The 26,409-nt window shown below is 35.2% G+C and carries 23 protein-coding genes and 5 tRNA genes; 23 read left to right on the plus strand and 5 right to left on the minus strand.

Annotated elements, in window-relative coordinates; all coding sequences use genetic code 11:
- Positions 1-19 precede the first annotated feature (19 nt).
- From QY331_05490 to QY331_05535, 10 genes are all read left to right on the plus strand, one after another.
- Positions 20-1,387: an acyclic terpene utilization AtuA family protein gene (locus QY331_05490; protein ID WKZ70705.1), complete on the plus strand. Its 1,368-nt coding sequence runs from the start codon at positions 20-22 to the stop codon at positions 1,385-1,387.
- Entirely contained in the window at positions 1,384-1,713 is a 330-nt protein-coding gene (locus QY331_05495; protein WKZ70706.1) for a hypothetical protein, read from the plus strand. Before QY331_05490 ends, QY331_05495 begins: the two co-directional genes overlap by 4 nt.
- Positions 1,714-1,795: 82 nt before the next feature.
- Entirely contained in the window at positions 1,796-2,833 is a 1,038-nt protein-coding gene (gene prfB, locus QY331_05500) for a peptide chain release factor 2 (protein ID WKZ71298.1), read from the plus strand.
- Positions 2,834-3,103: 270 nt separating this feature from the next.
- Entirely contained in the window at positions 3,104-3,517 is a 414-nt protein-coding gene (locus QY331_05505; GenBank protein ID WKZ70707.1) for a secondary thiamine-phosphate synthase enzyme YjbQ, read from the plus strand.
- A gap of 4 nt (positions 3,518-3,521) precedes the next feature.
- Positions 3,522-4,292, plus strand: a complete 771-nt coding sequence (locus QY331_05510; protein ID WKZ70708.1) for a glycosyltransferase family 2 protein — start codon at positions 3,522-3,524, stop codon at positions 4,290-4,292.
- A 132-nt stretch (positions 4,293-4,424) separates the two neighbouring features.
- Positions 4,425-4,745 carry an MGMT family protein gene (locus tag QY331_05515; protein WKZ70709.1) on the plus strand — a complete coding sequence of 107 codons (321 nt, stop codon included), beginning with the start codon at positions 4,425-4,427 and terminating at the stop codon, positions 4,743-4,745.
- 117 nt (positions 4,746-4,862) lie between these two features.
- Entirely contained in the window at positions 4,863-5,747 is an 885-nt protein-coding gene (locus QY331_05520; protein ID WKZ70710.1) for a T9SS type A sorting domain-containing protein, read from the plus strand.
- Positions 5,744-6,703, plus strand: a complete 960-nt coding sequence (locus tag QY331_05525; protein ID WKZ70711.1) for a T9SS type A sorting domain-containing protein — start codon at positions 5,744-5,746, stop codon at positions 6,701-6,703. The genes QY331_05520 and QY331_05525 overlap by 4 nt, the downstream gene beginning before the upstream one ends.
- Before the next feature lie 128 nt (positions 6,704-6,831).
- Positions 6,832-7,071: an Arc family DNA-binding protein gene (locus QY331_05530; GenBank protein ID WKZ70712.1), complete on the plus strand. Its 240-nt coding sequence runs from the start codon at positions 6,832-6,834 to the stop codon at positions 7,069-7,071.
- Positions 7,068-7,463 (plus strand): type II toxin-antitoxin system VapC family toxin, encoded by a 396-nt coding sequence (locus tag QY331_05535; GenBank protein WKZ70713.1) that lies wholly within the window; start codon positions 7,068-7,070, stop codon positions 7,461-7,463. Before QY331_05530 ends, QY331_05535 begins: the two co-directional genes overlap by 4 nt.
- Positions 7,464-7,527: 64 nt before the next feature.
- On the opposite strand, the gene QY331_05540 is transcribed toward QY331_05535, so the two are convergent.
- On the minus strand, positions 7,528-8,439 hold the full coding sequence (locus QY331_05540) for a DUF5668 domain-containing protein (GenBank protein ID WKZ70714.1): 912 nt from the start codon (positions 8,437-8,439) through the stop codon (positions 7,528-7,530).
- Positions 8,436-8,909, minus strand: coding sequence for a PspC domain-containing protein (locus QY331_05545; GenBank protein WKZ70715.1), 474 nt, complete (start codon positions 8,907-8,909; stop codon positions 8,436-8,438). Before QY331_05545 ends, QY331_05540 begins: the two co-directional genes overlap by 4 nt.
- Positions 8,910-9,456: 547 nt before the next feature.
- Here QY331_05545 and QY331_05550 point away from each other — a divergent pair.
- The 6 genes from QY331_05550 to QY331_05575 all read left to right on the plus strand — a co-directional run bounded on the left by QY331_05550 (position 9,457) and on the right by QY331_05575 (position 18,448).
- Positions 9,457-11,094 carry an NAD+ synthase gene (locus tag QY331_05550; protein ID WKZ70716.1) on the plus strand — a complete coding sequence of 546 codons (1,638 nt, stop codon included), beginning with the start codon at positions 9,457-9,459 and terminating at the stop codon, positions 11,092-11,094.
- Positions 11,094-12,857 (plus strand): protein-disulfide reductase DsbD, encoded by a 1,764-nt coding sequence (gene dsbD / locus QY331_05555; GenBank protein ID WKZ70717.1) that lies wholly within the window; start codon positions 11,094-11,096, stop codon positions 12,855-12,857. Before QY331_05550 ends, dsbD begins: the two co-directional genes overlap by 1 nt.
- A gap of 96 nt (positions 12,858-12,953) precedes the next feature.
- Positions 12,954-14,807 carry a 2-oxoacid:acceptor oxidoreductase subunit alpha gene (locus QY331_05560; protein WKZ70718.1) on the plus strand — a complete coding sequence of 618 codons (1,854 nt, stop codon included), beginning with the start codon at positions 12,954-12,956 and terminating at the stop codon, positions 14,805-14,807.
- Positions 14,797-15,828: a 2-oxoacid:ferredoxin oxidoreductase subunit beta gene (locus QY331_05565; protein ID WKZ70719.1), complete on the plus strand. Its 1,032-nt coding sequence runs from the start codon at positions 14,797-14,799 to the stop codon at positions 15,826-15,828. The genes QY331_05560 and QY331_05565 overlap by 11 nt, the downstream gene beginning before the upstream one ends.
- A 144-nt stretch (positions 15,829-15,972) precedes the next feature.
- Positions 15,973-16,977 carry a bifunctional oligoribonuclease/PAP phosphatase NrnA gene (locus tag QY331_05570; GenBank protein WKZ70720.1) on the plus strand — a complete coding sequence of 335 codons (1,005 nt, stop codon included), beginning with the start codon at positions 15,973-15,975 and terminating at the stop codon, positions 16,975-16,977.
- Positions 16,964-18,448: a leucyl aminopeptidase gene (locus QY331_05575; protein WKZ70721.1), complete on the plus strand. Its 1,485-nt coding sequence runs from the start codon at positions 16,964-16,966 to the stop codon at positions 18,446-18,448. The genes QY331_05570 and QY331_05575 overlap by 14 nt, the downstream gene beginning before the upstream one ends.
- 2 nt (positions 18,449-18,450) lie before the next feature.
- Here the strand turns inward: QY331_05575 and QY331_05580 are convergent, their stop codons facing one another.
- From QY331_05580 to QY331_05590, 3 genes are read right to left on the minus strand one after another with little or no spacing between them, the layout of a single operon-like run.
- Entirely contained in the window at positions 18,451-19,128 is a 678-nt protein-coding gene (locus tag QY331_05580; protein ID WKZ70722.1) for an ABC transporter ATP-binding protein, read from the minus strand.
- Between the two features lies 1 nt (position 19,129).
- Positions 19,130-20,353 (minus strand): FtsX-like permease family protein, encoded by a 1,224-nt coding sequence (locus QY331_05585; GenBank protein ID WKZ70723.1) that lies wholly within the window; start codon positions 20,351-20,353, stop codon positions 19,130-19,132.
- On the minus strand, positions 20,353-21,576 hold the full coding sequence (locus QY331_05590; GenBank protein WKZ70724.1) for an ABC transporter permease: 1,224 nt from the start codon (positions 21,574-21,576) through the stop codon (positions 20,353-20,355). The genes QY331_05585 and QY331_05590 overlap by 1 nt, the downstream gene beginning before the upstream one ends.
- A 189-nt stretch (positions 21,577-21,765) precedes the next feature.
- Here QY331_05590 and QY331_05595 point away from each other — a divergent pair.
- From QY331_05595 to QY331_05625, 7 genes are all read left to right on the plus strand, one after another.
- A tRNA-Pro gene (locus QY331_05595) sits at positions 21,766-21,840 on the plus strand.
- Positions 21,841-21,866: 26 nt separating this feature from the next.
- A tRNA-Arg gene (locus tag QY331_05600) sits at positions 21,867-21,940 on the plus strand.
- A 57-nt stretch (positions 21,941-21,997) separates the two neighbouring features.
- Positions 21,998-22,071 (plus strand) — tRNA-His (locus tag QY331_05605).
- 55 nt (positions 22,072-22,126) lie between these two features.
- A tRNA-Glu gene (locus QY331_05610) sits at positions 22,127-22,198 on the plus strand.
- A 118-nt stretch (positions 22,199-22,316) separates the two neighbouring features.
- A tRNA-Glu gene (locus QY331_05615) sits at positions 22,317-22,388 on the plus strand.
- Positions 22,389-22,466: 78 nt separating this feature from the next.
- Positions 22,467-23,273, plus strand: a complete 807-nt coding sequence (locus tag QY331_05620) for a lysophospholipid acyltransferase family protein (GenBank protein ID WKZ70725.1) — start codon at positions 22,467-22,469, stop codon at positions 23,271-23,273.
- Positions 23,274-23,482: 209 nt separating this feature from the next.
- Entirely contained in the window at positions 23,483-26,398 is a 2,916-nt protein-coding gene (locus QY331_05625) for a TonB-dependent receptor (protein WKZ70726.1), read from the plus strand.
- Positions 26,399-26,409: the final 11 nt, after the last annotated feature.

Consider the following 26,409-nt stretch of genomic DNA (forward strand, 5'->3'; position numbering starts at 1 on the left):
TTCACAATCGAAGTTAAAAATGAAAGAAATGATCAGAATTGCATCCGGACAAGGATTTTGGGGTGATTTAATTGATGCACCGGTTAAACAAGTTACTGCCGGTGACATTGACTACCTCGTAATGGATTACCTTGCCGAAGTAACAATGTCTATTCTTCAGAAACAGAAAAATAAAAATCCCGAGTTTGGCTATGCTAGAGATATCCCTTCATTGATGGAACGTATATTACCGGATTGCAAAGAAAAGGGAATCAAAGTTATTACCAACGGTGGCGGTGTTAATCCGGAAGGATGTGCAAACGCAATCATTGATGTCGCAAAAAAACTCGGTATAAAAAATTTAAAAGTTGCAGTTGTTCTTGGCGATAATATAAAAAATAGAATTGATGAAATAATAGCTTCCGGTTGTGAATTAAATAATATGGAAACCGGATTCTCAATTATTCCAATCAAAGATGAACTGCTTAGTGCTAATGTTTATTTCGGTGCTCGACCAATTGTTGAAGCTCTACAAAAAGGAGCAGATATTGTAATTACAGGAAGAACAACCGATACCGGTCTCACACTTGCACCAATGGTTTTTGAATTTGGCTGGGATTGGGAGAATTATGATTTAATTTCCGCAGGAACCGTTGCCGGTCATATTTTGGAGTGCGGTGGACAAGCATCCGGTGGAAATCTTCTTGCAGATTGGGAATCAATCGATTTGGTTGATATCGGTTTTCCGATTGCAGAAGCATATCCGAATGGTGAAGTAATAATCACTAAACATGAATCACTCGGTGGAAAAGTAAGTTTTGAAACTGTCGCAGAACAATTAGTTTATGAAATCGGGAACCCGGAAGAATACATTACTCCCGATTGCGTCGCGGATTTTACTTCAATAAAATTAGAAGATTTAGGAAACAATCGAGTTAAAGTTTATGATGTAAAAGGTAAACCAGAAACAGAGTTTTTCAAAGTTTCATGTTCCTTTGCTGATGGATTTTCCGCAAGCGGACAATTGACATATACATGGCCTAAAGCTTTGACAAAAGCAAAAGCTGCCGATAAAATTTTGCGTGAAAGATTACAAAATCTTGAACTAGAGTTTCAAGAAATTCATACTGAGTTTATAGGTTATGATTCATGCCACGGTCCTTTATCAAGAGAGTTGGATGAAAATGATATCAATGAAATAGTTCTTAAAATAGGTGTCCGTTCATCTGATTATAAAGCGGTTGAACGATTTGGTAAAGAAATTGCTCCCTTAATTTTAACCGGACCTCCTTCAGTAACCGGGTTTGCCGGAGGCAGACCAAAACCAAGTGAAGTTGTCGCTTATTGGCCGGCACTTATTCCCAAAAAATTAATGAAGTCGGAAGTAAAAGTTTTGGAGGTAAAATGAGAATTAAATTAATAGACATTGCGCACGGAAGAAGCGGTGATAAAGGCGATGCCGGTAATGTTGGAGTAATCGCTTACGATGAAAAAGGTTATAAATTCATTCAAAAATATTTGACTAAAGAAAGAGTAAAAACTCACTTCAAAGGAATTTGTTTCGGTGAGGTTGAACGCTACGAAATGCCGAACATTAGAGCTATTAATTTTGTGTTAAACAATACACTCGGTGGCGGCGGGACTGTTTCGTTAAAGCACGATGCACAAGGCAAAACTTTAGCATCCGCCATGCTTAGAATGGAATTAGAAATTGACGAAAACGAATTAAATTAATTATAGGAGATATCCAGAATGTTTGAAGAATACAGAAAAGAAGTTGAAGAATATTCCGGCAGAGTAAAAGAATTACGAGGTTATCTTTAAGGTAGATGAAAAAGTTGCAAAAATAGATTCGATGCAATATGAAACCCAGTCTAATAACTTCTGGGATGATCAACAGAAAGCGCAGCAAATACTTCAAAAAATAAAATCACTTCAAGATTGGGTTGATATTTGGAATGTAGTAAACGATAAAACAAATAATCTATTTGAGTTTATTGAACTCGCCGAATCCGAAAAAGATGAATCTCTTTCAGAAGAAATAGAAAAAGAAATTGATTCATTAAAAAAATCTTTAGATGATCTCGAATTCCGCAATATGCTTAGCGGAAAAGATGATACGAAAAATTGCATTCTTACAATTCATTCCGGTGCCGGTGGTACTGAGGCACAAGACTGGGCGGAAATGTTAATGAGAATGTATCTGCGTTACGGTGAACAAAACGATTTCAAAATGACTTTACTTGATATGCTTGAAGGCGACGGAGCCGGAATAAAAAGTGCTACAATCGAAGTTGAAGGTGAATTTGCATACGGTTATCTAAAAGCTGAAAACGGTGTACATCGTTTGGTTAGAATATCTCCGTTCGATTCTAATAAAAGAAGACACACATCTTTTGCATCGGTGTTTGTAATACCGGAAGTTGATGATACAATTGAGATTGATATTAATCCGGCTGATCTCAGAATTGATACTTATCGTGCGGGTGGTAAGGGCGGACAAAATGTCAACAAAGTTGAAACAGCCGTTAGAATTACTCACATCCCGACTAATACTGTTGCGGCATGCCAAAGTGAACGCTCACAATCACAGAATAAAGTAAACGCGATGAAGCTTCTTAAATCGAAAATGTATCAAAAGGAATTGGAGAAACAAGAAGCCGCACTTGATGAAATTGAAAAATCGAAAATGAAAATTGAGTGGGGAAGTCAGATTCGTTCTTATGTTTTCCATCCATACAACATGGTAAAAGATCATCGTACAAATGTTGAAACATCTGATACACAAGGTGTGATGGATGGTAATCTTAATAATTTTATAAAAGCGTTCTTATTAAAGTTTTCTAATAATTGATGAAACTTCCAAGCTAAAATTGTCGTACACTTTTGAGTGCGTGGTAGAATTCATGTTATTGCCGTCCACTTTTTCTGTGTTGTTTTGCGGTCATTCTGAATGTAGCGAAGCGGAATGAAGAATCTCACCCAGAATAAATTGAGATTTTCAAAAATATTCGGATGAGATTCCTCACTCACCCAAATACGGTTCGTTCGGAATGACGCTTTATCGGTTTTGCAAAAGACTATTAAACCAACGACAATATTTTTTAATAAAAGGTAACTCAAAATGAAATTTCACACAGAATATCTTTGGTTTAACACAACAAAAAGAAGAGAGTACATTAACATCACTCACGAAGTTGAAAAAGCATTACATAAATCCGGTATTAAAGAAGGAATGATACTCGTTTCGGCAATGCACATCACCGCCGGAGTTTATGTAAATGATGCGGAAAATGGATTGATCGCCGATATTGACGAATGGTTGGAAGGATTAGCCCCATTCAAAGAAGGTTATCGTCATCACAGAACCGGTGAAGATAACGGTGATGCTCATTTAAAAAATTTACTCGTCCATCATCAAGTAATAATTCCAGTAACAGATGGTAAACTTGACTTCGGTCCTTGGCAGCAAGTCTATTATGCAGAGTTTGACGGCAAGAGAAGAAAACGTGCAATTATAAAAGTTATGGGTGAATAAATTAATGAGTGAAAAAATCTCAGCAATAATTATAACCGGAAACGAAGAACATAATATTCGTGAATGTTTAGAAAGTGTAACTTGGTGCGATGAAATTGTTTTAGTTGATTCGGAAAGCAAAGATAAAACTGTTGAGATTGCAAAAGAATTCACCGATAAAATATTTATCAAAAGTTGGGAAGGTTACGCTAAACAAAAAAAATACTCTCTCGAACTTGCAAGAAATGAATGGGTTATAAGTATTGATGCCGATGAGCGTGTTTCGGAAGGTTTAAAAAAAGAAATTCAAGAACTAGTAAAAACGAATCCACAATTTGACGGTTACAGAATACCGCGTGAAAGTTACTTCTTAAACAAAGTTATTAAATCATGTTTCTGGTATCCGGATTACCAACTTAGACTCTTTAGAAAAAGTAAGACACATGTAATAGATAGAAAAGTTCACGAAGGATTTAATGTCGATGGTAAAATAGGAACATTAAAAAATGATTTGATTCATTTCACACATCAAAACTTATCGGATACATTTGCTAAGATAAATAAATATTCTACTCTTGAAGCTGAAGAAAGAGTTAATTCCAAAATTGTTAAACCATATCAAATAATATTACATCCGGTTGCGGCATTTCTAAATCATTTCATATCGCGCAAAGGTTATAAAGACGGAGTGTATGGAATGATGGTTTCCGCAATTCATGCAATGACAAACATGATGACCTACATGAAAATGTGGGAAATGCAGAATGTAAAGAAAATAGATAAACGATGGGGCTAAAGCCCATTATTATTGTTAGATTTTCTTCCGTCGGTTGAAACCGACGGCAATTTTCTCAGTATTGCCCCGACTTTTAAGTCGGGGTTAAACAATTACAATTAATCCTGGCTTTAGCCACTTTATAAATTTACAATGAGTAAAAAGAACAAAGATTTTTTCGATAGAGTTTTCGAGATAACCGCAAAAATCCCAAAAGGAAAAGTCACAACTTATGGTGCAATTGCCGAAGTCTGTGGACTAAAATCATCTGCTCGGACGGTTGGTTGGGCACTTAACTCATCAAAGCATTCCAACATTCCCGCTCATAGAGTAGTAAATAGAATGGGCGCGCTCACCGGCAAAATGCATTTCGGCGATCCACATTTAATGAAAGACCTTTTAATTTCTGAAGGTGTGGAATTTGATGAAAATGATCGCGTAAATATGAAAAAACATTTCTGGAAACCGAAATAGTTTTTACATTTTAAATTGACTTGACTTTAGGATTCGCACCTCCTATTTTTCTATTGAACTAATAAGGTTTGAAGGAAAATTAACGAAACTTAATTTAGGAATTTAAGAATGAATTTTATGCTCGTGATACTATTTCTAGCTGCAAACCAACTTTATTCACAAATCAATACAGTAGAAGAAGCATTAAAATATTATCCATTACATATTGGTAATTATTGGGAATATGAAACAATTGAAAGTCAGCCAGGATTTGGACCTGATATTTCTTGGTATATTTATAAAAAAATCGTTGCTGATACTCTATTGGGTAATCAAACATACTCTGTTGTTGAGAGTGCTAAACTTGGAAGTGAAAGCGCCTCAAGAATATTTCTTCGAGTAGATTCAACTGATGGAAATATTTATCAATACCATCATGACAAAGAGTTTGTTATCGATAGTTTGCTTGCACAAGTTGATGATTTTTTGCCGTTCTGTCATTATTTAAAGAGTTTTGAACAAGAAGAATTATTTGATGAGCTGAGGTGGACACGATTCGCCGATCAATATTGTGCAAGTAGTACAAATTATGATGGTTGGAAATATACTGAAAATATTGGAGTGTCATATTTTTATGAAACAATAATTATAGTCTGGGCTGTAAATTATTATTCTTACTTAAGGTACGCTGAAGTAGATGGGGTTAAGTATGGAACTAAGACAAGTGTTAAAGAAAATAATGATATCCTAAATAAGTTTACTTTATCCCAAAACTACCCAAACCCATTCAACCCAACCACAACAATAAAATTCTCAGTCCCCAATGTAGGGACAAGTCGCGACTTGTCCCTACGTGTGTATGACATGTTAGGTCGGGAAATCCAGACTCTCCTCAACAAACCAATGCAACCCGGCAGTTATGAAATAGAATTCGACGGCAGCAATCTAACAAGCGGTGTTTACTTCTATGTTTTGGAAACCGGTGGAAAAACATTAAGTAAAAAAATGGTGTTGATAAAATGAAAAATTTCAATCGAATTATACTTTTATTTTTATTGATTTTTATTACAGTATGTAATGCTCAAGAGCACTTCAAAAAACTTGATTCTGTTCCTAAAGAATTTGAAGAAAAGTATATGGTAGAAGAGCATGATTGGAGACCATTATGGGTGGGGAATATGTGGCAATATTCTTCTGGTGGTAAAATAAAAACAAGGTTTGTTGAAAAAGACACAGTTGTAAATGATCAAATATATTTTAAAAAGGTCGATTACTTGTATGATAATGGTCATGTATTTATGTGGGAAAGAAACAAAATTGATTTTAGTTCGACATTAATGCTTGACGTAGCAGATGTAAATCATAACAGTGTTTACAACGAAGAGCTTTTATTGGATAGTGTTGATATGAGCGATGACGTATACTATATAAACTCATATAGATTTGTATATCCGGGTTGGGAATATAAATTCTTTGAAATTCCTTATGAGACGAGAGTGAGTAGACCTCTATGGTATGAGGTTTTTGGTGATACTGTTCTCACGCGAGAAGTTTCGTATGACGGATTTTTCCAATCGGAAGTTCTTGCTGACGGCATTGGATGTATTCTCATCAAAGAAGAAGGACACTGGATGTATCTCAAAGGTGCGATAATTTATGGTGAGCAGTATGGAACAATTGTCTCCGTTGATGAAGAGGCAATCGACAATCAACTCGCACTTTCCCAAAACTACCCAAACCCATTTAACCCAACCACAACAATAAAATTTACAGTTGCAAATGTAGGGACAAGTCGCGACTTGTCCCTACGTGTGTATGACATATTAGGTCGGGAAATCCAAACCCTCCTCAACAAACCAATGCAACCGGGCAGTTACGAAGTACAATTCGATGGAAGCAATCTAACAAGCGGCGTTTACTTTTACGTTTTAGAAACCAGTGGAAAAAGGTTAACTAAAAAAATGTTGTTGGTAAAATGAAATGATTCAATCGAATTATTTTTCTTTTTTGAATTCTAAGTCCTGAATTCTCCATTCTACTTAAAAAGAATAATTGCAGATAGTTTTACCTATGGTTATATTATGACATCATTATGGAGGCACATTAAATGAATAGTATTACCGTAAGAAATATACCTGAGAGAGTTCATAAAAAACTTAAACAACGTTCCGAACTTTCCCGCAGAAGTATAAACAGTGAAATAATTGCTTGCCTTGAAGAAGTTCTGCTCACAAATAAACTTGAGGTTGAGCAGATTCTAGAAAAATCTAAAATGATTAGGGATAATCTCAATTTCGAAATCAATTTAGATGAGCTTGAGAAAGCAAAGGATAACGGTAGAATATGATTGTTATAGATACAAATGTTGTAGCATATCTATTTATGAATGGAGAATATACCCAAAATACCGAAAGACTGTTAAAATCAGATTCTCATTGGTGTGCACCTTTGCTTTGGCGTTCTGAATTTAGAAGTATTCTTACTCTTTATATGCGTAAAAAACTGCTTACTTTAAATCAATCATTTGAGATAATGCGAGAAGCGCAAAAAATCCTGAAAGGGAACGAATTCTCTGTTGACTCAATTGCGGTATTAGAAAGAGTCAATAAGTGTAAGCTTTCAGCATATGATCTAGAATTTGTCACTCTTGCGGAATCACTGAAAGTTAAACTTATTACATTGGATAAAAAGATTGTAAATGAATTTCCGAAAACAGCTGTATCCCTAAAAGATTACTAAAAATTTTTGATAATGCAATTTATTATTCGTGGAGACATCCCGCAAATCGGGATATCTCTACAAATTAATATCTACTCACTTCAACATTAGAAACCGCACCGTGAATTTCGATATAAATCTTATTTGATGATTCATCGAAATTATTTGTTTCATATACATTGTTAACTTTTCTGAATCCTTCAAAATCTTTACCGGATAAAAACATTTCACCACGGATTTGACATCCACTGTTTCTGGGAACAAAAATCTCTAAATTTGCAGCACCCATTTCAACTTTTACATCTGATCTTTCAAGTTTGTCTCCAAGTCTTAATTCGATATCGGTCGCACCTGTCTTTAAACTAAGTTCATGAATTTTGAATTCTTCTAATTCCAAAATTGAACTTGCTGCGCCAAGTTTAAGATCCATATCCCAAATGGGATTTTCATTTAGCCTGATATCTAAACGATTATCAATCCTGTCTTCGAACACTCTAAACGATGAATCTTTCATTCTAAGATCTATCAACGCCTTATTGCCGGAGATTCGTGTATCAAATTTATATCTTGCAAAATCTCCCCGCGTATATCCATTAATTAAATCGTCGGTAGTTTTTCTTACAACAATTTTTCCCGCACCGGCGGAAAGTTCCAAGAAAGCATTTTCGATTGACTCATCATAATCAGCTATAAAATTCTGAGAATCATTTCTCCATTCAACATTCGAATCCCATTTGTCATTCCAAAAATTAAAATTGGTTACACGAGTTACAGCACCGTAAATAATTAATCCGGTCAAAATACCAAGAACAATCGCGATAAATGGTTTGACAACAGATTTCTTAGCAAGTATTAATCCGCCCCAAAGTATCAGAAGAACCGGCCAAAAATCCGATAAATAACCTAAGTCAATATAAAACCAATCAAACTTTGCGGCTAAGATCAAAACACCGATTGTAACAAAAACTAATCCCCAAAATAATTGACCCGCTTTCATTGTTTATTCTCTTTTTTGTTTAATGAATTCATAACTAAATAAATACCACCGGCAACTAAAGCCAGAGGAAGTACATCGGAAAAATCAAAATGTGGGAACCAATTTTCCGCTAAGAATATGAATCCCAACGCGATTAAAATAACGCCTACGACAATTCTTCCTTTTCCGTTTGGATGATCGGTTGATTGTTGACGATCGGTCGACTGTTTTGGTGTCTCGGCCGTTTGCTTATTATCTGAATGAGCATTTTCACTTCCTGAACCCATTTCGTACGAATAAGTTTTGTAGGGTTCTTCTTGAACGACAATCCATAAAATTATGTAGAGTAAAATTCCGAGTCCGTTTATTAAAGTAATAATTACAAAAAGAACTCTAATTAAAACCGGATCGAGGTTCAGATAATCGGCTAAACCGCCGGCAACTCCACCAATAATTTTTTTTGAACGGGAACGATATAGTCTTTCTGCCATGGTAAACCTCTCTTTTGGATTCAAATTTTTAGACGCACTCATTTTTGAAATGTTTTGAGGGTTTTCTATAATTTTCCCACTTTTTTGTCATAAATTGTCACTTAATACTTAAACTTATTTCATCAGGTTACCAACTAGCTGTACCGGTGCTCTCAATAAATTGGAATTCCAGCAATTATGTTATTTGATTAAAATTCTTGATGTTTTTGATCTCGATCCTTCCTCCCTTTATTCAACCACTTCATGGTTGTTATTCAACTCATCAATTTTTAATCTTGGGGTGTTGCCCCAAGCTATTCATATCTGACTCCTTCGGAGTTGTTTCTCAAATATTGCAAAAGACATAAATTATCAAGTTGACTGCGAAGCAGTCAAATATAAATAGCTCGGTGTGAAACACGGAGAAAATGAAACCAGATAAAGTATATGAACCCTGAAGGGGTTCAATTTCATAAAGTTCCTAAATTTTAATGATAGCTTCCTATTTGCATTGATAAATCGGAATAAGTTGTCTATTTTTTAAGATCATAAATTATTTAGTTTATCAATGAAGATTGCTCTGTGTCAAGCCAACCCAATAATCGGCGACATAGATGGAAATAAAGCAAAGATTTTAGAAGGTTATAAAAGGGGAGTAGAAGATCAAGTTGATCTAGTAATTTTCCCTGAACTTTTCCTTTGCGGTTACCAACCTCAAGACCTCGTCGAAAAAAGCGAATTCCGGCAAGCTGTAATTAATGCTGCTAATGAAATTGCTTTGCAAACTAATGAAGTTGGATTAATTTTCGGAACTTTAACCGAAGAATTCGATAATGTTGGTACTGGGATTTATAACTCTGCAGCGGTTTGTTACGACGGAAAAATTCAATTTACTCAGCACAAAACACTTCTCCCAAATTATGATGTATTCGATGAAGTGAGATATTTTGAATCCGCTAAAAATGTTTATGTGCACGAATTCCGTGGTGAAAAATTAGGAATTTCAATCTGTGAAGATATCTGGAACGATGCGGATTACTGGAAAAAAAGACGATACGAATATGATCCTGTTCAACGTTTAGTTGATAAAGGTGCAACAATACTTATAAATATTTCTGCAAGTCCTTATGCCTTTGGCAGAAGACAAGAACGTTACGATATGTTGTCAACTTTGACTAAAACCGATAAACTCCCACTTGCATATGTTTGTACAGTCGGTGCGCAAACCGATTTGATTTTTGACGGTGCAAGTATGTGTTTTGATTCAAAGGGAAAATTACAATATGTTGGTAAATCGTACGAGGAAGATTATTTCATTTTCAATACAAAAAATGAATACGATGAAATAACGGAATTCGAAAAATCTTTTGAAGAGGAAGTACTTGGCGCATTAATATTTGGTCTTCGTGAATACGGCAACAAAACCGGATTCAAAAAAGCATTAATCGGTTTAAGCGGTGGAATGGATTCTGCATTAGTTACCTACATTGCTGTTCAAGCATTTGGTAAAGATAATGTTCATGTTGTAATGATGCCTTCACAATATTCATCAGAAGGAAGTGTGAAAGATTCCGAAAAACTTATTTCAAATCTCGGCATCTCATCCGATATGATTTCTATTCAACCTGTATTTGAAAAAATTAATGAGCAACTTAAAGAAGCATTTAAAGATAAACCGGCTGATACAACCGAAGAAAATTTACAATCCAGAATACGCGGATTGTATTTAATGGCGCTTTCGAATAAACACGGTTATATGCTTTGTGCTACCGGCAATAAGTCCGAAATGGCAGTTGGTTATGCAACTTTGTATGGTGATATGGCAGGAGCTTTAGCGATAATTGGCGATGTTTACAAAACCGATGTTTACAGAATTGCAAATTACATTAATAGAAACGGTGAAATAATTCCGAAAGAAATTATTGATAAAGCGCCTTCTGCCGAATTAAGACCTGATCAAACAGATCAAGATTCGCTTCCCCCTTATCCGGTTCTTGATAGAATATTAAAAATGTATTTAGAAGAGTACAAAGAGTTTAATGAAATAAATAAAGAAATAAAAGATGCGGAAACCGTTCGCAAAGTCTTACGTTTGGTTGACTTAAATGAATTTAAAAGAAAACAAGCTGCACCGGTTCTGCGTGTCACTACAAAAGCATTTGGTTACGGGAGAAGATTCCCAATTGTTCAAAGATGGAGAAAGTAATGTATAGAAGATTTATTCAGTTAATAATTTTATTTGTTTTTACAGTTTCAGTTAACGCACAGTTTGGGCCCGATGTCGATCTAGTTAAAGCCGATCTGTACCAATCATTTGAGAAGATTCACTCAGGAAGCCAACTTAAGTTTGCATTGAAACTTAACATTGAAGATACCTGGCATATTAACTCAGATAAGCCAAATGAAGATTTTCTTATTGCTTCGGAAATAAATATGAAGACAAATGAGAATTTTAATTTACTGTCTGTTGTTTTCCCAAAAGCAAAAGAATACAACTTTGGGTTTTCAGATGTTCCGGTTAGCGTTTTTGAAGGTGAAGTTTTTGTCGGCGGAATTTTGCAAGTAAACGAAAATGCACAAGTCGGTATTTATGAAATTCCAATTGAATTTGTCTATCAAGCATGCAACGATGTAACATGTATGCCGCCGAATTCTATTAGAGATACGATTACTGTTGAAGTTGTCGATAAGCAGACTTCCATTAGTGAAATTAACGGAAATGTATTCTCCAAAATCGATTTAAGTTATGTAAGTGAAACTGTCGAAGACGAAGAATCTCTTGCAAATCAACTTGAATCGAGTGGATTGTTAATAAGTTTACTTTTAGTTTTTCTCGGCGGACTCGCATTAAATCTAACACCTTGCGTTTATCCTTTAATCCCAATAACAGTTGGATATTTTGGCGGACAAAGTGAAGGTAGAACTGGTAAACTGTTTATTCTCGGTGTTCTCTATGTTCTTGGTATGTCCGTCACATATTCGGTAATTGGTGTTGTGACTTCGTTAAGCGGTGCGGTATTCGGAGCGCTTTTGCAAAATCCCATTGTGATAGTATTTATTGCTTTGGTTTTTGTAGTATTATCACTTAGCATGTTTGGTTTGTACGAATTTAAGCTTCCGGATTCGCTTGTAATGAAGGCAGGCGGTGCGAAGTCAGGTGCATTAGGTGCCTTGTTTATGGGCTTAACTATGGGAATCGTTGCGGCTCCTTGTATCGGTCCGTTTGTCATCGGACTTGTAACCTATGTCGCTGCAAAAGGTGATCCTTTCTTTGGATTTTTAATGTTCTTTTTCCTTGCGATAGGATTAGGTACTCCATATTTATTTTTGGCTTTATTTTCCGGTAAAATTAAACAATTGCCCAGAGCAGGTTTTTGGATGGAAGCGGTAAAACATATTTTCGGATTTTTATTACTTGGTATGGCTCTTTACTTTATTGGTCCGCTGTTGCCTAAAGAAGTCAATTATTATTTGTTACCGATATTCGGAATTCTAGCAGGATTAATTTTATTGTTTGTTGATAAAAAAGGAAATGAGATCAAAGGATTCAGAATTTTCAAGTATGTTTTTTCGATACTCGTAATAGCATTATCTGTTTATATGATAATCCCATCAGAAAAAATGTCACCTGATTGGGAAGAATATACTCATGAAAAATATGAAGCAGCTTTAGCGAACAATGATAAAATATTAATAGATTTTTATGCTGATTGGTGTATTCCTTGTAAAGAATTGGATGCATTAACATTTTCAGATCCTCGGGTAATTGAAAAATCAAAAGAATTTGTTGCATTTAAAGTTGATATGACCAGAACAATGGATGAATTTACGGAACAAATACGAGACAAATTCAGTATAGTGGGAATGCCTACTGTACTTATGATTGATTCAAATGGTGATGAAGCAAAACGACTAACAGGCTATGTAAATGCCGATGAATTTTTAGATATGTTATTAAAAATAAATTAGCTCCTTATTCAATTGCTTAAGGAGAATAGCTTTTCTAACTTAGTAAGATACATTTAATTAAATATGTACAAATAAACACAAGAGTTAAGTAAAACAATGACACAAGAAAACGGAAAAAAAGTTGAACAGATTTCCGAAGTTACTGTGATGTTTGCCGGTGATTCCGGTGACGGTATGCAGTTGACCGGAACACAATTCAGTGATACGACTGCAATTGTGGGTAATGATTTAAGTACTTTACCAGATTATCCTGCTGAAATCCGCGCCCCTGCCGGAACACTTTACGGCGTATCGGGATTTCAATTACATTTTAGTTCTAAAGATGTTCATACACCGGGTGATAGTCCTGATGTGTTAGTGGCTATGAATCCGGCTGCATTAAAAGTGAATTTAAGAAATCTAAAACCATCTGCAGTAATTATTGTTAACTCCGATGCGTTTGATTTAAAAAATCTAAAAACTGCTCAGTATGATTCAAACCCTCTCGAGGATGGATCTTTGGATGGATTTAGAGTGCATCAAGTTCCGATAACATCATTAACGTCTAATGCACTTAAAGAAACTTCGTTAAGTACAAAAGAAATACAAAGATGTAAAAACTTTTTTGCGCTTGGTTTAATGTATTGGTTATATAATCGTCCGCTTGAACCTACACAAAAATGGATAGATGCTAAATTTGCAAAATCTCCTCAGTTTGTTGAAGCTAACAATATTGCATTAAAAGCCGGATATTATTTCGGTGAACAGACAGAGATTTTTACTACAAGATATACAGTTGAACCTGCAGAACTTCCTAAAGGAGTTTACAGAAATGTTTCTGGTAATGAAGCTATTGCACTTGGATTTGTTGCTGCCTCAGAATTATCCGGATTGCCGTTATTCTTAGGTTCATACCCAATTACTCCTGCTTCAGATATTCTGCATTTCTTAAGTTCATATAAAAATTTTGGAGTGAAAACTTTTCAAGCAGAGGATGAAATTGCCGGTATCGCTTCGGCAATTGGTGCAGCCTTTGGTGGATCGCTTGCAATAACAACTACTTCCGGTCCCGGTATGGCATTGAAAACTGAAGCGATGGGATTGGCAGTGATGACGGAATTACCAATCGTGATTATAAATATTCAAAGAGGTGGACCAAGTACCGGTTTACCGACGAAAACCGAACAAGCAGATTTATTCCAAGCTATTTATGGCAGAAATGGTGAAGCTCCAATCCCAGTCATCGCAGCAAAAACACCTAGTGATTGTTTTTATAAATCAATAGAAGCCGCAAAAATAGCTCTGAAATATATGACTCCGGTAATCTTGCTTAGTGACGGATATCTGGCAAATGGATCAGAACCTTGGAAAGTTCCACAAGTTTCGGAATTAGAAACTTTCAAGAAAGAATACAGAACCGATCCTGAAAACTTCCAACCATATATGAGAGATGAAAATCTTTCAAGACCTTGGGCAGTTCCGGGCACAGCCGGTTTAGAACATAGAATTGGTGGTCTTGAAAAAGCACACATCACAGGTAACGTAAGTTATGATCCTGATAATCATGATTATATGGTAAGGTTAAGGGCAGAAAAAGTAAAGAATGTTCAGAATGATCTTCCTCCTTTAGAAGTTACTGGAGATGTTGATTCTGATCTATTAGTCCTAGGTTGGGGAGGTACTTTTGGGGCAATTACCGAAGCAGTAAATCTTGCTCGCAAAGGTGGATTAAAAGTAGCTCAAGCTCATCTTGAATACATGAACCCAATGCCAAAAAATACTGAAGAAGTTTTGAGAAAGTATAAGAAAATTCTTATACCGGAATTAAACCTTGGTCAACTTGCAAAAGTAATCAGAGGAGAATTCTTAATCGAAGTAGAATCTTATACAAAAATCAAAGGGTTACCTTTCAAATCTTCTGAAGTGCAAAATAAGATAAGCGAATTACTTGGAGGCGGCAATGGCAGATAATAATATAGAAGTTAAGAAACTAACAGCAAAAGACTTTGCAACCAGTCAGGATGTGAGATGGTGTCCGGGTTGTGGTGATTACTCAATCCTTGCACAGGTTCAAAGAACTTTTCCTGATATTGGAATTCCTAAAGAAAAAATTACATGGATTTCCGGTATTGGTTGTTCAAGCAGATTCCCATATTACATGGAAACATTTGGTATGCACGGAATTCACGGTAGAGCACCCGCGATAGCAACAGGTTTAAAAGTTGCCAGACCTGATCTTTCGGTTTGGGTTGCAACAGGTGACGGTGACTTGCTGAGTATCGGCGGAAATCATTTTATTCATACTTGCAGAAAAAATATTGATCTAAAAATTCTTCTATTCAATAATAGAATTTATGGATTAACAAAAGGGCAATATTCACCAACTTCCGAAAAAGGAAAAGTTACCAAGAGTACACCATACGGTAGTGTTGATTATCCTTTCAATCCAATTTCTTTAGCGATGGGAGCAGAAGCTTCTTTTGTTGCAAGAACAATCGATAGAGAACCAAAGCATATGCAAGAAATGATCAGACGAGCAGCAAAACATAAAGGCACTGCATTTATAGAAATATTCCAAAACTGCAATATTTTCAATGACGGTGCGTTCGAACTTCTTACCGATAAAGAAACAAAAGAAGATCATTTGCTTTACTTGGAACACGGAAAACCGATGATTTTCGGTAAAGAAAAGAATAAAGGTATAAAGTTAGATGGCTTTAAACCTGTTGTGGTTGATTTGAATGATGGTAAACACTCGGTGGATGATTTAGTTGTGCATGATGAATTTGATACTAATGCGGGAAGATCATTCTTGTTAGCACATATGACCGATAACCCTGAACTCCCTACTCCTATTGGTATTTTTAGACAGATTAATAAACCAACATATGATGAAGGTGTTACCGAACAAATAAATAAAATTACCGAGAAAAAAGGAAAAGGTGATTTGGAAAAAGTTCTATTTAGCGGAAATACCTGGGAAGTTAATTAAGTTACTTTTCTTGAGATTATTAAAAGCTAGTCTTCTTTTAACAAAAGCCCAACTTCTTTGAGAAGTTGGGCTTTTCCCATGGTATACTAAACTATGATATTGCAACAAATTTTCGCATCTTAACCCCAAAATTTTTTAGCAAACATGAATTACGAATTATTGAAAGATATTATTCTTAACAACCAGAGATTTATTATATCAGCACATGTTAACCCTGATGCCGATGCAATTGGGTCTGAACTTGCGTTGTATCACGTTCTGAAAAAATTGAATAAAGATGTTAGAGTTATTAATCACAGCGTAACTCCTTACAACCTACTATTCCTTGATAAGGATAAAGCGATAGAAAAGTTTGATGCCGACAAACATGATGAGATTTTTAAAAATGCAGATGTACTTTTTGCATTGGATCTAAATCGGTCTAATAGATTAGTTAGTGTAGAAAAATCTTTTTTGGAAAGTAAAGGGTTAAAAATTTGTATAGATCATCATCAAGACAAAGGGGATTTTGCCGATCATTTTTTTATTGATACCGAATTATCGGCAACCGGTGAATTGATATATGATTTTATACATGAATCAAAAATTGTAGAATTTGATTATGATATTGCTCTTCAAATTTATGCCGCAATAATGACGGATACCGGTTCATTTAAGTACGATAGAACTACTCCAAAAGTTCACAGAATTGCTGCGCATTTGTTGGAACTTGGTGTAAACCCGACTTATGTCTTTGACCAGCTATATGATCAATCCAAATTTGGGAAAATAAAACTATTGGGGAAAGCATTAGATTCATTAACGCTTAGCTCTTCCGGCAAAGTTGGCTTTATGACAATCACTCAAAAAATGTTAAATGAAACCGGTGCAATTGAAGCAGATGTTGATGGATTTGTAAATTTTTGTTTGGCTGTTGAAAACGTTGAAATCGGATTACTCTTTTTTGAATTGAGAGATGGAATTAAAATCAGTTTCCGTTCAAAAGGGAATATTCCGGTTAATAAACTCGCAGAAGAATTCAACGGTGGCGGACACACAAATGCTGCGGGTACAAGATTATTTCATAAAACAATTGATGATCTCTTAAACGAAGTATTATTAAAGGCAGAAAATTATATTAGAGGGGAGAATAAGGATGTTCAATCTTAAGTTTAATTCTGTAAACAAAGTTTCATCTTCTAAACCTGAATCCGCTGTTATTTTATTCGTTCATGAAAAGTTATCGAAATCTGAATTCAAGAATCAATTAGATTTAACAACAATTAAGTTCTCAGAAAAACTTTACCGGAAATATTCTAACGAGGATGTCACTTCCTTTAAATACTCGTTTCATGAGGGAAACATCGAATATCTTCAGATCATAAAATTGAAAAAGGATAAAGTAACAAACGATACTTTTAGAAATGAATTAGCCGGAATTATAAAATTATTAGAATACTTAAAAACACTTTTCATTGTTATCCCAAATTACTCATCGATTAAAAACCTATTTCATTCAGAAGAATATTACTATCAATCAATTTTTGAAGGTGTTTATCTAGGCAACTATAATTTTGACTTGTATAAATCGAAGAAGAAATCTGCTAAGAAATTGGAAGTGGTTTTAGTTACAAAGAATGTTTCTTTATCCAAGAAGGCTATCGCTACTTCTAACAAATTAATGAATGCAGTTGATTTTACTCGTGATCTCGTTAATGAACCTGCTATAACATTAACTCCAGCCGAACTAGCTAAAAGAACAAAAATAGAGTTGACAAAACAAGGTATAAAAGTTACGGTAATAAATAAGAAGCAACTTAAAGAAAAGAAAATGGGAGCGATTCTTGCTGTTGGCTCGGCTTCCCCAAATGATCCTTGCATGATTGTGATGCACTATAAACCGAAAGTAAAAGTAAAAAGAAAAATCGCTCTTGTTGGGAAAGGTGTTACTTATGATACCGGTGGTTTATCAATAAAACCAACACAAGGTATGTTGGAAATGAAAGCAGATATGGCCGGCGGTGCAACGGTTATAGGAATTCTAAAAGCAGCGGCAGAATTAAAATTGCCATATGAAATTATCGGTGTGGTTCCGGCAGTTGAAAATACAATTGCAGGGAATGCTTACAAACCCGGTGATGTAATTCGCACTGCTTCCGGTAAATCTATCGAGGTAAAAGATACTGATGCCGAAGGAAGAATAATTTTAGCAGATGCTTTGGAATTTGCTTCAAAACAAAAACCTGATGAAATGTTTGACTTTGCAACATTGACCGGAGCTGTTGCAGTTGCTCTCGGTTTATATTCGGCAGGAATGTTTACAAAAAATGATAATCTCGCCGACTTACTTTATGAAACCGGAATGAGAACCTACGAAAGAGTCTGGCGCTTACCATTTTGGGATGATTACAATAAATTAATCGATAGTGATATTGCAGATGTTAGCAATCTTGGTCCGCGATGGGGCGGAGCAATTACCGCTGGTAAATTTTTAGAAAAATTTGTCGATGAAAAAATTCCGTGGGTTCATTTAGATATTGCCGGTACTGCGATTGAAAATGATATGAATAACTATACTAAAAAATGGCACACAGGATTTGGTGTAAGGTTGATGATTGATTATCTGCAAAACCTTAAGTAAAACTATTTAAAAATTTTGCCGTCTTTTATTTCGTGAATTACATCGCCAAGTTTTACTAATTCCGGATTGTGAGTAACTATTAAAAATGTTATTCCAAACTTGTCTCTAATATCTACAATTAGTTGATGTAACATATCTGAATTTTTTGAGTCAAGATTACCAGAAGGTTCATCCGCAAAAATAATATCAGGATCATTTGCAAGCGCTCTAGCAACTGCAACTCTTTGTTGTTCACCACCTGAAAGTTCAGCGGGTTTATGTTCTTTTCTGTCGGCCAATCCAATTGTGTCTAATAGTTCCTCAGCTCTTTTAAGCGATTTACTTCTCGAAATCCCTTTTACCATTTGCGGGATTGCAATATTTTCCGCTGCCGTAAATTCCGGCAACAGGTGATGAAACTGAAATATAAATCCAATATGATCATTTCTAAACTTGGAAATTTTTTCATCACTTAGTTTCAGTATATCGGTTTGTTTAATTTTTACAATTCCTTCATCAGGTTTATCCAAACCGCTTAATAAATATAGAAGAGTACTTTTGCCTGCACCGGATGCTCCGATTATTACCTCAATATTTTTCTCTTCGACTGTAACATCAATTCCTTTTAGTACTTCGAGTGTTTTTCCTTTAGTGTTGACAAAGGACTTTTTAATATTCACGGCATCTAAAATTATTGACATTTTATTCCCACTTTATTGCTTCTGTGATTGATACTTTAACAGCTTTTTTTGCCGGATAAATCGATGCGAGAAATGTTAAAAATAATGAGGCAAATCCGACTGCAAAAAAATCACCCCACCTTACTTGTATTGGTAAAGAATTGATAATATATTTTGCCGAATCAAGTGGATAGATGTTATAAGTGATTTGTAACCAACAAACGAAATAACCGATCATCATTCCCACCACAGTTCCGATCAATCCAATTAAAATTCCTTCGAACATAAAGATTCTCAGAATCGATTTATTTGTTGCACCCATAGATCGTAGTAACGCAATATCTTTTCTTTTTTCTATTACCGACATACTCAATGAACCAAGAATATTGAAAGTAGCTACAGCAATTATTAATGCCAAAATTATGTAAGCTGCCCAACGCTCAATCAACATCACATTGTAAAGATCTTTATGAAGATCATACCATGTATTTACGGAAGAATTCTCACCGGTAATAGTTTCGATTTGAGGTTTTACTTTCTCAGCATTCTCTAATTTGTCTAACCTGATTTCAATTCCGGTAACATTATTATTTAGTGCAAGCATTACTTGTGAAGAAGCAAGAGAAGTAAACGCATAGTTGTAATCATACTCCTTACTTTTTGCTTCGAATAATCCGGATACTAAAAATGGTTTAGTTTGAGGAATTGACATCGATAGAATTGATCTTTCAATTGATGCAGCCGATGAAACAAAAATTGTATCACCGACTCTTGCAGAAAGACGAAGCGCGATCGGAAGACCGAGAATAATTTTATCAATTCCGGTATTATTTCCCACATCAAACTCACCCGATATTATTTTTGATTTTACTCCCCAATCCGCTGATTGAAGATTGTCATCAATTCCTTTTAAGTTTATTATCTCGTATGATTTTTTATTAAGTGCGATTATCTTCCCTTCGGCATAATATCCGATGTTTCGTATTGAATTGATTTTTGATATTTCATCAACAAGAATATTTTTATCACCATCGAAGCTATCAATATTTGTAATTCGGATATGGGGATCAAACTCAACTAAAAGAGATGTAACTAATGATCCGAAGCCGTTAAATACAGAGAGCATTATCACCAATGCCGCAACACCGATCATTACTCCCAAAGACGAAAGCAAAGTGATAATCGTAATGAAATTAATCTTGTGCTTCGATTTCAAATATCTTTTTGCTATAAAAAATTCGAACATTAATTAAACCTAATTGACGAAACAATATTCATTTTTGACGCAATATAACTTGGTATTAATGACGCAAGTACACTTAGAAAAATTCCTACTCCGGCTACCAATAAATAATTTCCTAGATCAATTGAAATTGGAACAGACGAAATAAAATAAATTGAACCGGGAAGTGAGATGATATTAAACTGCATCTGAATATAACTTAACACAAATGCAATTATACAACCGATTGTAATTCCCAAAATTCCTAAAAATAGTCCTTGAATAAAAAATATTTTTAAGATATGTTTTTTTGAAAATCCCATTGATTTCAATATACCGATTGAACTTGTTCTTTCTAGTACTATCATCAACATAGTTCCGACTATATTAAAAATTGCTACGACTATGATTAATCCTAATACAATTGGAATCGGCTCTTTTTGAAGATCAAGCCAAGTAAAAATGTTCTGATGTACTTGAAAGATTGTTCTCACATAATATGGATAGCCGAGATTATCTTGCAGAGAAACAGCAATCGAATCAATATTAGAAACACTATTTAAGCGAATATTGTAACCAGAAATACTATTCTGAGTTTCGAACATTTCTTTAGCAGTCTCGAAAGATATGTAAACATGTAAATCATCGTATTCAGCCATTCCGCTTTCAAAAATACCGGAAATTATAAACTGCTCAATAGCGGGTGGATTTGCAATACTTGGCATCTCATCTTTTCGCAATGAAAAGAGTGTAATTTTGTCTCCGACTTTAACATTAATCTTATCGGATAACTTTTTACCTATAAGAATTTTTTTGTTATCCGTACTCTTTAAATTAAATTCACCATGGACCAAATATCTGGCTACTTCATTCTCAAGTGATTCTTCATTAACACCGAATATTGTAACACCTTCTGATAAAGTTCCTGATTTTATGATCCCAAGTTTTGAAACGAATTCAGAAATAGAATTGAAATCCTCTCCAACATCTGCGATGATTTCATTTTTAATTACGTCTGAATCGGGGAGGTTCCTATTACCAAATGATGTGATTTTAATATGCGAATTAAAATTTACAATTTTCTGTGCAACGACTTCTTCAAAACCATTTAAGATTGTAAGGGCAATAATTAAAACTGCAGTTCCGATTGCAATACCACCAATAGAAATAACAGAAATAAGCGATAGAAATTTAGAGGATTGCTTATTGGAGATAAATCTCTTTGATATGTATAGTGATATAGACATTATTCCTTGGTTAATCGATCGTCATAATTTAATAAAAATACGGGACATTAGATTGACATTAGGCGGGTAAAAATATATTTTACTTAGCCATTTTTGAATTAATTCGCAAAAGGTAAAAAGTAGTAAAATTCATTCCTTTTGCGTTTTGTTTTTTGATATGTTGAGCAGAAGATTGAGTGATAAATTTATCGGGGCGTAGCGTAGTCCGGTTAGCGCGCCTGCTTTGGGAGCAGGAGGCCGCAGGTTCGAATCCTGCCGCCCCGACAACGAATTTATTTCAAAGCTTATTTGCGCCAGTAGCTCAATCGGATAGAGCAACAGCCTTCTAAGCTGTAGGTTAGTGGTTCGAGTCCACTCTGGCGTACTTAGGATATGTTAAATCCTAACAAATAAGTTTAGTATTTAGGATTTGATTTACATGGTGGGCGTAGCTCAGTTGGTTAGAGCGTCTGGTTGTGGCCCAGAAGGTCGTGGGTTCAATTCCCATCGCTCACCCACAATGTATTAGTCACTTTTTCCTTTGTACTTTGAACTTTTTAATTGTTATCCTGGCCCCATCGTCTAATGGTTAGGACCTCGCCCTTTCACGGCGGTAATAGGGGTTCGAATCCCCTTGGGGTCACACTTATTAAGAGCAGTGTAATGCTGCTCTTTTTTTTGTACTTTAATTTATTTTGAATTTAGTAAATGGATTCTGATACACATTTACTTTTTCCTTTGTACTTTTTACTTGTTGCTATGGCCCCATCGTCTAATGGTTAGGACCTCGCCCTTTCACGGCGGTAATAGGGGTTCGAATCCCCTTGGGGTCACAAACTAACCCTCTTTCTTGAGGGTTTTTCTTTTTTAAATCTTATTCCTATTTTTTTGCACTTAAAAAATGGCTGAATATGAAAAATCATACGGACTACCCAATATCATTTGCAGGACACTCAGAATACAAAACTGATAGGACAAAAATTAAAAGTAGTTTTTTAGGCAGAAGATTATTCTATCCAAGAATGATAAGAATCGTTGCCGAAAGTAATCTCTTCACAAAAAGGAATCTTTATAACAGATATAACTGGGTAGCTTCTTCACTCTATACAATTCGTGCGATGGAAAAAGCCGGACTTGATATTCATGTTGAAGGAATTGATAACTTAAGTAAATTTGAAGGCCCGGCTGTTTTTGTCGGGAATCACATGAGTACTTTGGAAACACTTGCACTTCCAACTTTTATTCAACCAATTAAGTCGGTTGTATATGTAATAAAAGAAGAGTTAGCACGTTATCCATTGTTTGGGGCTGTAGCTGCAGCCAGGCATCCAATTTTAGTCGGAAGGGAAAATCCACGTGAAGATTTACAAATTGTATTAAATGAAGGTTCTGCAAGATTACAAGATGATCGATCAGTCATAATTTTTCCGCAAAAAACACGCAGTGCTTTTTTTGATGCTAGTTCTTTCAACTCACTTGGTATAAAATTGGCAAAGAGAAATGATGTATATGTGGTTCCGCTCGCACTTTTAACCGATGCATGGGAAAACGGCAAAATAGTTAAAGAATTCGGCAAGCTTGATACATCAAAATCTGTTCACTTTGCATTTGGTGAACCATTTAAAGTTGAGACAAACGGGACAAAAGAAAACCAAACTGTAATAGAATTTATTCAATCCAAATTAAAAGAATGGGGAAGACCTGAATATGTAATGTAACAATTCCCATTTTTCTCACTCCTTCCACATAAAATTGTCTAATGGCTGAATTGTCGCATTGTTTTTATCTATATAGCAATCAGACTATGTAACACTTCAACCATTCTCCTTTTCTTAACAATTCCTTAACACTCCGTTAATCACCAGTTAACATTCGATCCTTAGGTTCGTATCGTAAGTTTTAAACCACAATAAAGAGAGAGAAAAAAATGTATTACCAAACCAAACTAAAATTTGGCGGAGCTGTATTGCGTACTCTAATTAACCTATTGATCTTAATTTCTATATCTACTGCTGCATTTGCTCAGTCAGGGAAAATCTCCGGGAAAATAGTTGATGCAGAAAGCGGCGATGCAGTTATTGGATGTAATGTTATTGTAGAAGGTACATCTATTGGGGCAGCCGCCGACATAGATGGTATTTATACTATTCCGAATGTGCCGGTAGGAAATTATAATCTTGTTTTTACTTCGGTCGGATATTCAAAAAAGACCGTAACAAATGTAGAAGTGAAAGCAAGCCAACTAACGGTTATCGACATAGTATTGCCGATTGAAAGTTTTGAAACCGACGAAGTAATAATTACAGCAGAAGCTGCGAAGAATACTGAAGCTGGTTTGTTGGTCAATAGACAAAAATCAAATGTAGTTAGTGATGCAATCAGTTCAGAACAGTTCAGTCGTTCAGGTGCAAGTAGTGCGGCTGACGCTGTTAAGCAAGTTGTTGGTGCTTCGATCGTTGACGGAAAATATGTTTTTGTGAGAGGCTTAGGTGATCGTTATAGTTCTACTCAATTAAACGGTGCCGAACTTCCAAGTTCAGACCCAAATAGAAAAGCATTCCAAATGGATTTACTGCCGACCAATCTGTTAGATAATATTGTTACAATAAAAACATTTACTCCCGACAAACCCGGAAACTTCAGCGGTGGAATTGTCGATATAGGTACTAAAAATTTCCCAAAGCAATTCACACTCAAGGTTTCGACTTCATCTTCATATAATTCATACGCTACTTTTAATGACAACAATATAGATTACACGGGTGTTAAAGGTAATTTTTTTGGATTTGATGACGGAACCCGCAATCTTCCAAGTTTCTTAAGCGACCCAAATTTAGTTTTACCCGTTGTGCAACAGGCAAGATTTGATGGTGAGTTGGCAGCAAAACTCGATAATGCGAGCAGAGCATTTAATAATGTTATGGATTTCTCTAGAGGAACTGTTCCGCTTAGTAATAACTTTGCTATTTCTGTCGGTGAAGAGATTGCAACCGGGATTGAGTCTTCATTCGGTTATTTAGGTAGTGTAACATATTCACGTGATCATAGTTTTTATGATGACGGTTCAATCGGACGATACATATTAACCGGTCAAGGTGAGAATCAACTAACACCAAACTTATTACTTGATGATACTCGATCAACAGCAGAATCAAATTTAGGTGGCTTGGCAAATCTTTCCTATAAATTTTCAAATTATCATCAAATACATACAAACTTGTTTTATACCAAAAGTGGTACTTCCGAAACACGTTTTATGGAAGGTGGATGGCCGCAAGAATTTGGCTCGGGCGCTGATGCTCCAATATATTTCAATAGAGTTCTTTCATATACTGAAAGAGATATTCGTTCGTTGCAATTCAGTGGTGAGCACTTTTTCGAATCTATTTTAGGACTAGGATTCGATTGGAACGTTTCACTATCAAAAACCACTCAAGATGAACCTGATAGAAGACTTATAACATCAGCCGAACAAAAAATTAATGATCAAGTAAATCATATTATAACCGGTTCCGGTTTTGACAGCCCTTCAAGGTATTTTAGAAACTTAGAAGATAACAGCAATACATATAGTTTTAACATCAAACTTCCGTTCAAACAATGGGATGGTAAGAAAGCGGAATTTAAAGTTGGTGCATTCTATCAAGAAACCGATCGCAGTTTTAACGAAAGAATTTTTACATATAATATCGACAATAGATTGTTTAATAAACTCGATGGAAACATTACCGAAATATTCTCACCTCAATATATGGGTATTACTTCAATTGATACAATGAGCAACGGAAATCTTAGATATAATTTTGGGAATACTATTTCCGACAACACTCGTTTAAGAAACCAATACAACGGTGATCAAAAAGTTACAGCTATTTACGGAATGATTGACATCCCGATTTTTGCTTCTCTTAATTTAGTTACGGGTGTGCGATATGAGACAACAGAACTCTCTCTACTTAGTGCAGACCCGACTATTAATGAAGGCAGGATTGATGAAGCTGATTTACTACCATCTCTTAATATAATTTATCGGCTAAACGATGAAATGAATTTTAGAGCAGCATATACTAAAACTTTAGCGCGACCAACATTTAGAGAGATAGCTCCATTTTCCACTAAAGAATTTGTTAATGACGTTGAACTACAAGGTAACCCGAATCTAAAAAGAAATTTAATCACAAATTATGACATTAGATGGGAATGGTTCATAAATCCCGGTGAAATATTTGCTATTAGTGGGTTCTACAAAGAAATGGAAAATCCGATAGAATTAGCATTTGCTGAAGGCTCGAACAGATCAAATCCAATTATAAATTACGTGAACGTTCCGAAGTCAACATTATTAGGTGCAGAATTTGAAGCAAGAGTTGGTTTAAGATACATATCTGATTTATTCTCAAACTTTTTCTTCAGTGGTAATCTGTCATTAGTTGAATCTACAGTTGATATTGCAGGGGCTGAGCTTCAACAAAGACTTGGGATTGACTCAACTGCAAGCCGAGAACGTCAATTACAAGGACAGTCACCATTCATTCTTAATCTAGGTATTAATTATATCAATTACGATTTTGGTACATCCGTATCGCTCGATTACAATGTTTTCGGAGAAAGACTTTCCAAAGTATCGGCAAATATTACTCCTGATGTTTTCGAACAACCTGTATCAAGACTTAACCTCAACATATCACAAAAAATTATTGACAACTTCACTTTAAAATTTGCTGTTAAGAATATACTTAACTCCAGCTATAAAGAAGTTTACAAATACAACGGTCAAGAATACATATATCGTGAATACACAAATGGAATTAATTATTCAGTAGGTATTAGTTATGAACTATAAATTATTTTATC

It is taken from the genome of Melioribacteraceae bacterium (assembly GCA_030584085.1).
Lineage (GTDB): Bacteria > Bacteroidota > Ignavibacteria > Ignavibacteriales > Melioribacteraceae > SURF-28.